Here is a 13,528-nt window from a genome sequence, read left to right on the forward strand (position 1 = left end):
ACAAGCTCACCGACCCGGTCGCCAACATCACCGCCGCCGCCAACTACGCGGCGCACCGCTACGGCTCCATCGACAACGTCAACTCGGCCTACTGAGCCGGGTGTAGCAGCCCAGCAGCGGTCCGGTCGGACCGCACCGGGTGCCGCGGTACGGCACCCGGACACGGCAACGGCAGTGGCCCTGCCCGCATCGCGCGGGTGGGGCCATTGCCGTTGCCGGTCGCGTCCGCGTCAGTAGCGGAAGTCGCGGGCCAGGTTGCCGCCCCCGAGGAGGGCGTGAATCACCTCACCGGCGACCCGAAGTCCCTCCTGGTCCCTGGCGGTGAGCTGGCGGTGGTCGTCCACGGGGGCCGCGACGGCGGAGCCGGTGGCGAGGAAGCCGGTGACCAGAAGGCCGCTGACGACAACGGCGATACGACGGAACATGGCGCACTTCCCTACGGTGAGTGACAGCTGTGTGCGGTGTCACTGTCGGGGAGCGGACGGCCCGTCGTCACGCGACAGCCCGGTCGCTGCTGCGAACGGACCAGCAGCACCGCCGTATCGCCGTACCGGACGGTTCCCCAACGGCCCAGCCGGCGGCGGCCGGTCCCGGCGAGGGACCCGCGCCGGCCCGCCGCCGGCCGGCAAGTGAATCAGGGCACAATTGCCGCCCTTTTGGCCTCAGCACCAGTGCCCCTCACCACATTTGACACACTTCCCGGCCCGGCGCCGGACAGCCGGGCGGATGAATTGCCTTCCAGGCGCGCATGAAGTGGTGCCGGGGAGCGGTAATTCCGCTGTGAGCCAGGCAACTTATAGACCCCACTCAAGCGGCTTTTACGGCCGCTTCCAGGTGACTCGGGGCACGCGACGTACGTCACTTACGACCGTGCCTAGTGAGTTTCTCATCCGCCCTTTCCCGCTCAACGCGGCTAGATACGCTCATCACTTCAAAGATCAGGGTTTATCTCACGAAGGCGATTAGTACAGAGCACCATTGCCTCAATTCGGGACGGTCGCTAAACATGGATTCAGACGCACCGAGAGCGAGCTTGCGGCTCACGCCACGAAGGCGAACGCAGCGAAGAACTCCGGTGCGCCACGCGCCGCCAAATAAGGCCGCCTCCCCGTACCCGTACCTGGAAGAGGTCACCCTGCATGCCCAGCTTCACCCTGCCCCGCGCTGTCCGGAACACCCGCATCACCCGCACCCACAAGGTCGCCGTGGCCGTCCTGGCCGCCGCGGGCGTCACCTCGGGCCTTTCCCTCACCTCGGCCCCGGACACCGCACAGGCTGCTTCTGAGCACTCCTCGGTCGCGGTCAAGCCCGTCCACGCGAACGGTCAGCCCGCGAAGGCCGACGACGCCAAGACCGGCCGCCCGGTGACCGCCTCGGTCGCCGACCACATCAAGGTCACCGCCGTCGCCAAGCAGCACAAGGCGCAGCAGGCCGCGAGCCGCTCCGCGGACCGCCCGGCCGTCAAGAGCTACCCGAACAACCTGGACGGCTGGATCCGTCAGTCGCTGGACATCATGAAGGCCAAGGGCATCCCCGGCTCCTACGAGGGCCTGCACCGCAACATCATGCGCGGGCAGCTTGCGAAGCGGCGGAATGGCGCGTTCGCCGCTGCGCGGGACAGCGGGCCACGGCACAGCCGGGGCCCGCTTCGCGCTGTCCGGGACCGTCCGGCGCCGGACCGCGCGCCGGACCGCGCGCCGGACCGCGCGCCGGACGGGGGTTCCACCCGCCATCCGGGTGAGATGAAGGGCCGGACGGCGGACTGACGGCCTGTTGGGTCATACGGCCAGGCGGTTCTGCGTATAAGTCTCTTATCGGCAGAATTCTGCTCAAAAGCTGCCGAACTTGACTCAACCGATGGCCTCGGAGGCATGCGATGCCCTTGCGCAGATCCGGTCCGGCCCGCCGTACAGTCCCCCTTGCGGCCGGAAAGCTCTTTTCTCTTCTCTCCGTGCTCGCTCTGCCCCTCGCGCTGCCCGGCCACGCCACGGCGTCGGACACCGGGCTGGTGCCGGCCCACCCCGAGCAGGACTGGATGGGGTCCACGATCATCGCCCACGAGGGCGGTGACCGGGCCGGCGGGATCGAGCCGCGGGCGTCGCACAGCCGGGCCGTGTCCGGCGTCGACGTCTCCAGCCACAACAAGCACGTCGGCTGGAAGTCGCTGCGCAGGTCAGGGGTGCGTTTCGCATACGTCAAGGCCACCGAGGGAACCGCTTACACGAACCCGTACTTCACGCAGCAATACCGGGGCTCGTACGAATCCGGCATGATCCACGGCGCGTATCACTTCGCGCTGCCGGACCACTCCAGCGGCAGCACGCAGGCGCGGTACTTCGCCGAGCACGGCGGCGACTGGTCCAGGGACGGCAGGACGCTGCCCGGCGCGCTCGACATGGAGTACAACCCCTACGGTGCGACCTGTTACGGCAAGAGCGCCAAGGCGATGGTCAACTGGATCGACGACTTCGTGGAGACTTACCGGGACGAGACCGGCCGGGACGCGGTGATCTACACCTCGACCAACTGGTGGAAGCGGTGCACGGGCAATTCCGGCCGGTTCGGCCGGTCGAACCCGCTGTGGATCCCGCGCTACGGCTCCTCCGTCGGCTCACTTCCGGCCGGCTGGCGGTTCCACAGCATCTGGCAGCACACCTCCTCGGGCCACCCGATCGGCGACCGCAACCGCTTCAACGGGAGCTACAGCCGCCTCAAGGTCCTCGCGAACGGCGGCGACGACGACTGACCCGGCGCTCCGCTTCCCCACCGCGACGGCCGGTCTCCGCCGCCCTTCCGGGCACCGGAGACCGGCCGTCGCGATTCGCCCTGCCGTTCGCGACAACTCCGTTCGTGACAACCCCGTTCGAACAATAGGGAATTCTTCTCGCGGTACAACCATCGGTGGCCTTGCGTGGTCCAACACTGCGAAATGACCACGCGAAGCACAGCACCCGACGGGGGTATTCCCATGAAGCGTTCCCGTGCCATCGCAGGATCAGCCGCCGCACTCGCCGTGGCGGGTCTCGCCACAATGGCGACCGCCACCGGCGCAGCCGCCGCGCCCACCGCCGCCGCCTACAACAGCGCCTGCGGCAGCGGCTACAAGGTGGTGAATTCCGTACCGGTCACCGGCAAGGGGACCGTGTACCTGACGTACAGCGCGACGACCGGAAAGAACTGTGTCGTCACCGTGCGGAACAGCCCCGGTGCGCCGGTGTACATGTACACCTATCTCACCGCGACCGACGGCAGTTCCGACTACGTTTACGACAGCGGTCAGTACACCTCGTACGCCGGCCCGGTCTATCTGCCCGGCAAGGGCATCTGTGTGGACTGGGGCGGCGCGATCGGGTCGGTCAGCGTCAGCGTTTCCGGCTCCAACTGCGGCCGGCTGGCCGCCGGTGTCGTGACGCACCACTGAGCCCCCCGCTCCACGGCACCGCTGACGACGCACCGAGCGGCGCCCGGCGGCGGGTTCCCGGGCAGCGCCCGCCCGGGAACCCGGCCCGGGCGCCACTCGCGTGGTCAACTCCCGTGTTGTGCCCGCGCGTTGAGAGGCCACTCCCGGCCCAGTGCCCGCAGTGCGGAGCGCGCCGCGTTGTGCCCGCACATGCCGTGCGCGCCGGCGCCGGGCCAGGTCGCGGCCGAGCAGAGGAAGACGCCGGGGACGCCGGTGCGGTACGGGTCGAGGGCGACCCGCGGGCGCATGGCGAGCCGCAGCGGGGTGTTGGCCCCGCCGATGATGTCACCGCCGACGAGGTTGGGGTTGCCGCGTTCGAGGTCGGCCGTCGAGGTGGCCGTGGCCGCCACGACGCGCTCCCGCGTGCCCGGCGCGAAGCGTTCGAACTGCGCGAGCATCGCGGCGGTGGCGTCGCCGCGGTAGCCGTGCGGCACGTGCGCGTAGGCGGAGACGGGGTGCACCGTGCCGGCGGAGCGGCCGGGGTCGGCGAGGTACTGCTGGGAGACCAGGAGGAACGGGCGCTCGGGCATCCGTCCGCGGAACACCGCACGCTCCGCGTGGGCGATCTGCTCGAAGCTGCCGCCCAGATGTATGGTGCCGGCGCGGCGGCAGGGCTCGGCGCGCCAGGGCACCCCGCCCTCGACCGCCAGATCGAGCTTGAACGCGGCGGGGCCGTGCCGGTGGCGGGTGTAGGCGCGCCGCACCCGGGGCGGCAGCCGGTCGCCGATCACCGCCGCCGCGGCGGCCGGCGCGAGGTCGAGCAACACCGTCGCGGCGGGCGGGAGTTGGTCGAGCGAGTGGATGCGTACGCCGGTCTCGATCCGGCCGCCCGCGTCTTCGAGCAGTGCGGCCAGCGCACGGGCGAGGGCGGCCGAACCGCCCTTGGCCACCGGCCAGCCGTAGCGGTGTCCAGCTGCGATGATCATGAGTCCGATGGACGCGGCCAGCGGCTGGGTCAGCGGACCGAAGAGGTGGGCCGCGGCCCCGCCGAAGAGTCCCCGGGCGGCCTCCGTGCGGAACCGGCGGGCGATCAGGGTGGCGGGCTGCAGCGCGTGCAGCCCGAAGCGGGCGAGCCGCACGGGGTGCCGGGGAATCTTGACGAGCGGCCGCATCACCTCGTCCAGGAGAACCTCGGCGTCGGCCGCCGTCGGCCCGAAGAGCCGTTCCCAGGCGGGCCCGTCGGCGCCGAGCCCGTCGGCCGTCCGCGCGACCGAGCGGTACAGCGCCCCGGCGGTGCCGGAGTCCACCGGGTGGGCCAGGTCGATCTCGGCGCGGCGCCACTCCAGCCCGTACGCCGCGAGGTCCAGGGTCCGCAGGAACGGGGAGCCGGCGCCCATCACATGCGTCGAGGAGCAGTGGTCGAACAGCACGCCGGGCACCGACAGCTCGCCGCTGCGGAGCCCGCCGCCGATCTCGTCGGCCGCCTCCAGCACCGTCACCCGCAGCCCGGCGAGCGCCAGCGTGACCGCCGCTGCCAGGCCGTTCGGTCCGGCGCCCACCACCACTGCCGCCTCGCGTGCGCCCCCGGCTCGTTCCGTCATGCCTCCAGCATGCCAAGGCGTACGGAAACCGCCGGCGAGGAGCGGCCGTGACGCCCCTCATGGGCATCGTTCTCCGGACACCCGCGACACGGCGGGCGCCGGCCACCCGACCAGGAGGCAGCATGGCATTCCGTCGCTCCACAGCAGGTACCGGAACCGAAGCCGGGGGCGAGGACCGGCCGGCCTCGGAGTCGGAGCGGTTACTCTTCGGCGGCCGGCTGCGCGACGATCACGCCTGGTCGCGGCACGACGGTGCGTTCACCGAACTCGGGTTGCGGGCGATGGTGCTGCGGCTGCCGCACCTGCTGGCGCTCACCGCCCGGCTGGCGCACCGGGCCGACGCCCGGGCGCTGCGGACGGTGGTCGGCGCCGAGACCGGCCGGGGTGTGGCGCAGGCCATCGCCATGGTGAACCTCAACGGGGTGCTGGCGGCGCTGCTGGGCGGCGGGGCGACCACGGAACGGCTGCGCGGCGCCCTGCCCGCGTTGCTCACCGTGGGTCTCGTCGCGGTGGCCGGTGCGGTGTTGAAGTCCGTGTCGACGATGGGTACCGGACGGCTGGAGCCGAAGGTCGAGCGGGTGGCGACCGAGCTGTACCTGCGGGCCGCGCAGCGGGTGGAAATGGCGGCGGTGGAGGACGCCGAGTTCCACAAGCGGCTGGAGAGCGCGCGGTTCGGGGCGGGGGCGGCGCGGCGGATGATCCAGTACGGCACCTCGGTGATCAACGCCCTGCTGTCGCTGACCGCGGCGGTCGGGGTGCTGACGGCGTTGCATCCGGCGCTGCTGCCGTTGATCGTGCTGATGACGCTGCCCAGCGCCTGGGCAGCGCTGTCGGTCGCCCGCCGGAACTACCTCTCGCACCTGGCGTGGATGCAACACGCCCGCGCGGGAAGGCTGTTGAGCGATCTGCTGACCTCCGCGCAGGCCGCGGCGGAGATCCGGGTCCACGGCATCGGCGGATTCCTGCTGCGGCACTTCCGGTTGATGGCCGAGGACTCGGAGCTGGAGCAGACCCGGCTGGCCCGACTGGCCGCCCGTACGGGGCTGGCTGCGGCGCTGGGGACGGGCGCGGCGACGCTGGCCGCGTTCGGGGTGCTCGGGTGGCTGCTGTGGAGCGGCGCGATGGCGCTGTCGGTGGGTGGCACGGCGGTGATCGCGCTCCGTACCGGCTCCGGGGCGCTCGACAGCCTCGTACGCCAGATCAACTACCTGCACGAGGAGGCCCTGTTCGTCGGCGATCTGGAGCACGTCCAGGCCGAGGCCGGGGTCCGGGCGATCCCGGACCGGGGGCGGGCGCTGCCGGAGCGGCTCGACGAGATCCGCTTCGAGAAGGTCACCTTCAGCTACCCGGGCACCGACGTGCCGGCACTGCGCGAGCTGGACCTGGTCGTACCTGCCGGGAAGATCGTCGCGCTGGTCGGCAGCAACGGGTCGGGCAAGACGACGGCGGTGAAGCTGCTGTCGGGGCTGTACACGCCGGACGAGGGACAGGTCCTGGTGGGAGGGGTGCCCACCGACGCCGTCGACCGGCACGCCCTGTTCTCCCGGGTCTCCACGGTCGGCCAGGACTACTTCCGCTGGCCGTTCACCGCGCGGGCGAACATCGCGATCGGCCGGGCGGACGCGCCGCTGACGGACCACCGGCTGGCCGGCGCGGTGCGGTACGCGGACGCCGAGGAGGTGGTCCGGGAGATGCCGCGGGGGCTGGACACCCTGCTCGCCCGCGGTTACAAGGGCGGTCACAATCTTTCCGGCGGCCAGTGGCAGAAGCTGGCCATCGCCCGGGCGCGCTACCGCGACGGGGAGATCCTGGTCGTCGACGAGCCGACCGCGGCGCTGGACGCGGCGGCCGAGCAGGAGGTCTTCGCCAAGATCCGGAATCTCGCCGCCGACGGGCAGACGATCGTGCTGATCACCCACCGGCTGCATTCCGTCCGGCACGCCGACCTCATCTACCTCATGGAGCACGGGCGGACCGTCGAGCGCGGCACCTTCCGCGAGCTGATGTCCCCGTCCGCGCCGGGCGGTTTCCGCGCCCTGTACGAGCTCCAGCGCAGCCAGTTCCAGACGGAGGCGGAGGAGGCGGAGACGGACCGGCCGTCGCTGCCGGCCCAGAACGTCCCGGCGGGAAACGGGAGTTGAGGTCAGCGCCGGTCGGGGGCCCCGGCAGCGGGCAGGTGCTCGGGCACGTCCCGGGCGGTGAGCCGTCCGGCCGCGGCGGCGATGTTGCGGGCCATGCCGCCGAACACCGCGGCGTGGAAGGGCGAGACCGCCCACCAGTACGCGTGGCCGGCCAGCCCGTGCGGGTGGAACAGGGCCCGCTGGCCGTAGCGCGTACGGCCCCGGTCGTCGCGGCCGACGGTCATCTCCAGCCAGGCCAGGCCGGGCAGCCGCATCTCGGCGCGCAGCCGCAGCAGGCGTCCCGGCACGACCTCCTCGACGCGCCAGAAGTCGAGCGAGTCACCGACCCGCAGCCGGCGGGCGTCGCGTCGGCCGCGGCGCAGTCCGACCCCGCCGACCAGCCGGTCCAGCCAGCCGCGCACCGCCCAGGCGAGCGGGAAGGAGTACCAGCCGTTCTCGCCGCCGATGCTCTCCACCACCCGCCACAGCGCCTCGGGGGGCGCGTCCACGGTCTGTTCCCGGCAGTCGGTGTAGAGGCTGCCGCCCGCCCAGTCGGGGTCGGTGGGCAGCGGGTCGCTGGGGGCGCCGGGGGCGGCGGCGTTGGACCAGCGGGTGGAGACGTCGGCGTCCCGTACCCGGCGCAGGGCGAGGGCCAGGGCGTCGTCGAAGGCGAGCGGGTGGCCCGGCGGGTCCGGGGCGGGGACGTAGCGTGCGATGTCGTGCTCGTGGCAGACGACCTCGTGGCGCAGTGACTCGGCGAGCGGACGGGCGATGCTTGGCGGTACGGGGGTGACGAGTCCGATCCAGAGGCTGGACAGGCCGGGGGTGAGTACCGGCACCGGCAGGATGAGCCGTTCGTGCAGGCCGGCGACGCGCGCGTAGCGCTGCATCATGTCGCGGTAGGTGAGGACCTCGGGCCCCCCGATGTCGAAGGTCCGGCTGACGTCGTCGGGGAGGCGGGCACAGCCCACCAGGTAGCGCAGCACGTCGCGAACAGCGATCGGCTGGATGCGGGTGCGGACCCAGCTGGGGGTGACCATGACCGGGAGGCGTTCGGTGAGGTAGCGGAGCATCTCGAACGAGGCCGAACCGGAGCCGATGATGACGGCGGCGCGCAGCACCGCGGTGGGCACTCCGGAGTCCAGCAGGATCCGCCCGACCTCGGCGCGGGAGCGCAGGTGCGGCGAGAGGTCCCGTTCGGGGATGCCCTGCGGGGTGAGTCCGCCGAGGTAGACGATCCGGCGGACGCCGGCGGCGCGGGCCGCACGGGCGAAGGTCCGGGCGGCCAGGCGGTCGGTCTCCTCGAACCCCTGCCCGCTGCCCAGGGCGTGCACCAGGTAGTACGCGACGTCGACGCCGGCCATCGCGGGACGGACCGAGTCGGCGTCGGTGAGGTCGCCGCGCAGCACCTCCGTCCGCGCGGCCCAGGGGTGGTCGCGTAGCTTCTCCGGGCTCCTGGCCAGCGCGCGCACCGTGTATCCGGCCGCGAGCAGCTCGGGGATCAGACGGCCGCCGATGTATCCGGTGGCGCCGGTGACCAGGGCGCGCGGCGCCGGCGAGCCGGCTACGTCGACCATGCGGACGGCCTCCTCCGGCCGGCGGGCGCGGTACGGCCGGCCTGCCCGCCAGTCTGTCACCGGTTCGCCGGCGGGGCATCACGGCCCGGGGGCCGGGGCGGCACGGGAACCGTGCGGGCGGGCCCGGCTGGGGCCCGGGTGCGCGACGGTCGGGTCAGGCGGGCAGCAGGGCGTTCACGGCGCGGCGCTCTTCCACGGCCTGGGCGAAACGGTCCGCGGCCGGCAACGGCGCGGCGGCGTACGGCCGTTGGCGGTCGCGCCGGTCAGTCGTGGGGGCAGGGGCCGGTGCTCTCGCGGGCCTCCAGGTGCGGGAGTTCGCCCTGCACGGTGCGGTGCGGGCCGCCGTCGAGGACGGCGAGGAGTTCCTGGGCGGCGAGCCGACCGAAGCCGGGCGTGTCCCGGACGAGCGCGGTCAGGCGCGGGTGGGTGACCCGGCACAGCGCCGAGTCGTCCCAGGCCACGATGGACAGCGCGGCCGGTACGGGGATGCCACGCCCGGCGGCCACCGCGGTGCCGGCCACGGCCATCACGTCGTTGTCGTAGATGATCGCGGTGGGCGGCCGTGCGGCGTCGAGGAGGCGGCGGGTCGCCTCGGCCCCTTCGGCGTCGGAGTAGTCGGTGGTCACGGAGCGGACGTGGCGTGCGTCGAGGCCGCGCAGCGCCGCCTCGGTGCGCAGCGAGCGGATGCGGCGTTCGGTGTGGGCCAGCCCGGGCAGGCCCGCGACGTGCACGATGCGGCGGTGGCCGAGGCCGTAGAGGTGGTCGAGGATCCGGGCCATGGCCTTCGCGTCGTCGGCCCAGACGGTGGCGAGGGGCGGCTGCGCGGCGGCGTCCGGTGGCGGGGCTGCCGGGGCGGCGGCGTCCGGGTGCGGAGCCACCGCGGCGGGGGCGGCCGGGCCGCCGATGACGACCGCGGGCAGGCCGAGCGCGGTGAGCAGCTGCGGGCGGGGGTCCTCGGTGCGCGGATCGACGACGAGGACGCCGTCCACCCGGCGCTCGGCCCACCAGCGGCGGTAGAGCGCGCACTCGGTGCCGAGGTCCTCGACGACCTGGAAGAGCAGGGCGATCTTCCGGGCGGAGAGCACTTCCTGGATGCCGGAGACCAGTTGCAGGAAGAAGGACTCCACGCCCAGGGTCTGCGCGGGCCGGGCGAGCACCAGGCCGAGGGCGCCGGCCCGTTCGCCGGACAGGGCGCGGGCGGCGCTGTTGGCCTGCCAGCCCAGTTCCTCGGCGACGCGGCGGACCCGGGCGCGGGTGTCCTGGGAGACGCCCGGGCGGTCGTTGAGCGCGAAGGAGACGGCGCTCTCCGAGACCCCGGCCCGGCGGGCGATGTCCTTGATGGTCGGGCGGCGCGCCGGCTTGGGGCGGGCGGCCTCACCGGGCGCTGTCATGGCGGGCTCTCCTCGGACTTAACCGCATTAGTGCGCTCAGTCTGATCAGCCGGGGATGAGCTGTCAAACGCCGCGCAAAGGCCCGGTGCGGCGGTCGGTGCGGTGGCCGGTCACTAGCACTGAAAAGCCGTTCCAGTCGCGGGTATTGACACCTACTAAAACGCATTAGTAGCGTCTGCCGCATCGTCGCCCGAGGGCTCGGAGAACGTTCGGCCGAGCAGCTGTGAACGCCAGATATTCCTTTTTTGATGCCATAAAGCAAGGGGCGTTTTCGGTCTTCCGCGGCGCGCATTCACCGATGTCTGGTCCGAGCAGAGGAGCCGCCAGTCATGCGTATTTCCCGTCGAGCCGCCGCCGCGACCGCCGTCGTGGTCACCTCGGCACTCGCCCTGACCGCGTGCGGGGCCTCGGGAGGATCCGACGGGGCGGACAGCGCCTCGGGGAAGGTCGAGGGGCAGGTCACCTTCCAGACCTGGAACCTCAAGGCGAATTTCAAGGATTACTTCGAGGGCGTGATCTCGGACTTCGAGCATAAATATCCGCACACCAAGGTGAAGTGGGTGGATCAGCCGGCCGAAGGATATCCGGAGAAACTGAGTGCGGACGCGGCGGGCGGCACGCTGCCTGATGTGGTGAATGTGTCACCCGATCTCGCCTATCCGCTGGCGAAGGCGGGACTCGCACTCGACCTGGACAAGGCGGCGGGGAAGTACCGCGGCGAGTATCTGCCCGGGGCGTGGCAGAGCCATGAGATGCCGGGACTGCCGGGCGTTTACGCGTTCCCCTGGTATCTGAACACCGGCCCGATGTTCTACAACAAAGAGCTCTTCCGGAAGGCCGGACTCGATCCGGAGAAGCCGCCGACGACCTACGACCAGCTGTTCCGGGACGCGGTGTCGATGGCGCGGCACAGCGACCGGAAGACGGCGATGCTCGCCAGCACTCCGTCGATCGAGGACTTCGGGCGGTACGGCGTGCGGCTGATGAACGCCCAGGGCACGGAGTTCACGTTCAACGAGCCCAAGGGCGTCGAGCTGCTGCGGCACTACAAGGAGCTGTACGCGGCCGGGGCGCTGGACTCCCAGGCGCTCACCGCGCAGGCCGAGTCATCGGGGCGGAAGTTCCAGCAGGAGTCGGTGGCCATGAATCCGGGCAGCGCTCTCGACCTGGAGAACTTCAAGAAGGAGGCACCGAGCCTCTACCGGCACATCGGCATCACGGACGCGGTCAACAACACCGGTAAGGCCAATATGTACGTCCAGGGCCTGATGGTGAATGCGCAGAGCAAGGTGAAGGCGGCCGCGGTGGCGTTCGCGCACTTCGTCACCGACAAGGAGAACCAGATGGCCTTCGCCAAGAAGGTCACGATCTTCCCGAGCACCAAGGGCTCGCTGGACGATCCGTACTTCACCAAGGAGGACGGTACCGACACGACCCGCGTGCGGGTGGCGTCCGCCAAGTCGCTGAAGACCGCGGTCAATTACACGCCGGTGCTGCTCAGCGACCAGATGAAGACCGTGCTGCGCAATGCGGTGGCGAAGGCCGTACAGGGCAAGGAGTCGCCCCGGGCGGCGCTGGACGGCGCGGTCGCCGAGTGCAACCGTCTGCTGAAGACCGGCTGAGGCCGGGGCAACCGTGAAAACGCACCGTTCCGCCAGCCCGTGGCTTTTCCTGGGCCCCGGCCTTCTGGTGGTCGCCGCCTTCAGTCTCTATCCCTTCCTCAGCACCGTGGCGCACTCGTTCACCGATGCCCGCACCCTGACCGAGGGGCGGTTCATCGGCAGCGCCAATTACCGGGAGCTGATCCAGGACGCGATGTTCTGGACCGGGCTGCGCAACAGCGCGCTCTACGTCCTCGGGGTCGTCCCGCTGCTGGTGGTCCTGCCGCTGCTGCTGGCGATGCTGGTGCAGCGGCAGATCCCCGGGATCACCTTCTTCCGTGCCGCGTTCTACACCCCGGTGGTCGCCTCCGTCGTCGTGGTGGGGCTGATCTGGGTGTGGCTGCTGGACGACCGGGGTCTGATCAACGCGCTGCTCGACGGGCTGGGCTTCGGCAAGGTCGGCTTCCTCAGCGATCCGTGGCTGCTGCTGTTCAGCGCGATGGCGGTCACGGTCTGGAAGGGCCTCGGCTACTACATGATCATTTATCTGGCGGCGCTGGCGAACGTCCCCCGGGAGCTGCACGAGGCATGCGCGGTCGACGGCGCCGGAGCGGTGCGCCGCTTCCTGACCGTCACGGTGCCCGCGGTGCGCTCGACGATGGTGCTGGTGGCCGCGCTCTCCGCGGTCAACGCCTTCAAGGTGTTCTCCGAGGTCTATCTGATGGCCGGTCCGACCGGCGGCCCCGGCGGGGAGGACACCACCCTGGTGATGCTCGTCCAGCAGGTCGGCACCGGCCTCAGCGGCCGGGTCGGCTACGCCTCCGCGCTCTCCGTCGTGGTGTTCGTGATCACGCTCGGGCTGATGCTGCTGGTGCTCCGCGCGAACCGCAGGGAGGACGCATGAGCGAGCGCGTCATGGCACGCCCCTCGCGGGCGCGGGGCGGGGCGCAGCGGGAGGACGGCAAGCCGGCCGCCGTGCCACGGGGGCGACGGGCCGGGCGGCGGCTGCCGCGGTGGCAGCTGCTGCTGCGCTACCTGCTGCTGCTCGCGGTGCTGGCACTGACCGTAGGACCGTTCCTCTGGCAGCTGTCCACCTCGCTCAAGGGCCCCGGCGAGGACATCTACCGCTATCCGCCGAGTCTGGTGCCGCACCGGGCGACCCTCGCCAACTACGGCGGCGTGGCCCGGATCATCCCGGTGTGGGACTTCGCGCTGAACTCGCTGAAGGTGGCCGCCGCCAATGTGGTCACCAACTGCGCGGGGGCGGCGCTGGCCGGCTACGCGCTGGCCCGGATGCGCTTCCGGGGCCGCCGGGCCGCGCTGGTCGTGTTCGTCATGGCGATGCTGGTGCCGGTCGAGTCCATCATGATCGCCCAGTTCGTGACGATGCGGGAGCTGCAGCTCAACAACACCCTGCTCGGTGTGGTGCTGCCCGGCTGCATCGGGGCGATGAACGTGCTGCTGATGCGGAACGCCTTCGCCGGCCTGCCGTACGAGGTCGAGGAGGCGGCGTTCGTCGACGGCGCCAACGCCTGGCAGCGGTTCGTCCGGATCGCGCTGCCGTCGGTCAAGGGCACTCTCGCGGTCGTCGCGATCTTCGCCTTCATGGGGGCCTGGGACGACTTCCTGTGGCCGCTGATCGTGCTGAGCGACCAGTCGAAGTTCACCCTGACCATCGGCCTGAACTTCCTGCACGGCACCTTCGCGGACAACCAGCGGCTGGTCGCGGCCGGCACCGTCATCGCCGTCCTCCCGCTGATCGTGCTGTTCGCCTGTCTGCAGCGCTACTTCTTCCGCGGCGTCGGTGAGGGCGCCGTCAAGGGCTGAGCCCGCCCGTA

The 13,528-nt window shown here is 71.5% G+C and carries 11 protein-coding genes and 1 pseudogene; 8 read left to right on the forward strand and 4 right to left on the reverse strand.

The features are described 5' to 3' along the window. Positions 1-95 (forward strand): annotated as a pseudogene (locus tag OO62_RS39060) (transglycosylase SLT domain-containing protein); the annotation flags it as partial. Positions 96-230: 135 nt separating this feature from the next. Here OO62_RS39060 and OO62_RS20875 read toward each other — a convergent pair. Next, the gene (locus OO62_RS20875) at positions 231-425 is read right to left on the reverse strand and encodes a hypothetical protein (RefSeq protein WP_033269035.1); all 195 of its coding nucleotides are present in this window, start codon (positions 423-425) and stop codon (positions 231-233) included. A gap of 714 nt (positions 426-1,139) precedes the next feature. Here OO62_RS20875 and OO62_RS20880 point away from each other — a divergent pair. The 3 genes from OO62_RS20880 to OO62_RS20890 all read left to right on the forward strand — a co-directional run bounded on the left by OO62_RS20880 (position 1,140) and on the right by OO62_RS20890 (position 3,421). Continuing rightward, complete coding sequence (locus OO62_RS20880) at positions 1,140-1,766, forward strand: hypothetical protein (RefSeq protein ID WP_248782301.1); 627 nt, start codon at positions 1,140-1,142, stop codon at positions 1,764-1,766. 110 nt (positions 1,767-1,876) lie between these two features. After that, on the forward strand, positions 1,877-2,746 hold the full coding sequence (locus OO62_RS20885; protein WP_033269036.1) for a lysozyme: 870 nt from the start codon (positions 1,877-1,879) through the stop codon (positions 2,744-2,746). Positions 2,747-2,968: 222 nt separating this feature from the next. Next, a complete protein-coding gene (locus OO62_RS20890) occupies positions 2,969-3,421 on the forward strand; it encodes a hypothetical protein (protein ID WP_051733471.1) in 453 nt (150 codons plus the stop codon). Positions 3,422-3,525: 104 nt separating this feature from the next. On the opposite strand, the gene OO62_RS20895 is transcribed toward OO62_RS20890, so the two are convergent. Then, entirely contained in the window at positions 3,526-5,001 is a 1,476-nt protein-coding gene (locus OO62_RS20895; protein ID WP_051733472.1) for a phytoene desaturase family protein, read from the reverse strand. A gap of 122 nt (positions 5,002-5,123) precedes the next feature. Here OO62_RS20895 and OO62_RS20900 point away from each other — a divergent pair, with 122 nt between their 5' ends. Continuing rightward, entirely contained in the window at positions 5,124-7,142 is a 2,019-nt protein-coding gene (locus OO62_RS20900) for an ABC transporter ATP-binding protein (protein WP_164993238.1), read from the forward strand. Positions 7,143-7,144: 2 nt separating this feature from the next. Here the strand turns inward: OO62_RS20900 and OO62_RS20905 are convergent, their stop codons facing one another. Beyond that, on the reverse strand, positions 7,145-8,698 hold the full coding sequence (locus OO62_RS20905) for an SDR family oxidoreductase (protein ID WP_033269037.1): 1,554 nt from the start codon (positions 8,696-8,698) through the stop codon (positions 7,145-7,147). Between the two features lie 263 nt (positions 8,699-8,961). Further along, a complete protein-coding gene (locus OO62_RS20910) occupies positions 8,962-10,089 on the reverse strand; it encodes a LacI family DNA-binding transcriptional regulator (RefSeq protein ID WP_033269038.1) in 1,128 nt (375 codons plus the stop codon). 329 nt (positions 10,090-10,418) lie between these two features. Between OO62_RS20910 and OO62_RS20915 the strand changes: the two genes are divergently transcribed. Genes OO62_RS20915 through OO62_RS20925 form a run of 3 tightly spaced genes read left to right on the forward strand, consistent with a single transcriptional unit; the run spans position 10,419 to position 13,517 of the window. Continuing rightward, positions 10,419-11,711, forward strand: a complete 1,293-nt coding sequence (locus OO62_RS20915; protein WP_033269039.1) for an ABC transporter substrate-binding protein — start codon at positions 10,419-10,421, stop codon at positions 11,709-11,711. Between the two features lie 13 nt (positions 11,712-11,724). Then, the gene (locus tag OO62_RS20920) at positions 11,725-12,594 is read left to right on the forward strand and encodes a carbohydrate ABC transporter permease (RefSeq protein ID WP_033269040.1); all 870 of its coding nucleotides are present in this window, start codon (positions 11,725-11,727) and stop codon (positions 12,592-12,594) included. Beyond that, the gene (locus tag OO62_RS20925; RefSeq protein WP_228332601.1) at positions 12,591-13,517 is read left to right on the forward strand and encodes a carbohydrate ABC transporter permease; all 927 of its coding nucleotides are present in this window, start codon (positions 12,591-12,593) and stop codon (positions 13,515-13,517) included. Before OO62_RS20920 ends, OO62_RS20925 begins: the two co-directional genes overlap by 4 nt. Positions 13,518-13,528 lie beyond the last annotated feature (11 nt).

The organism is Streptomyces lydicus (genome assembly GCF_000717345.1).
Taxonomy (GTDB): domain Bacteria; phylum Actinomycetota; class Actinomycetes; order Streptomycetales; family Streptomycetaceae; genus Streptomyces; species Streptomyces lydicus.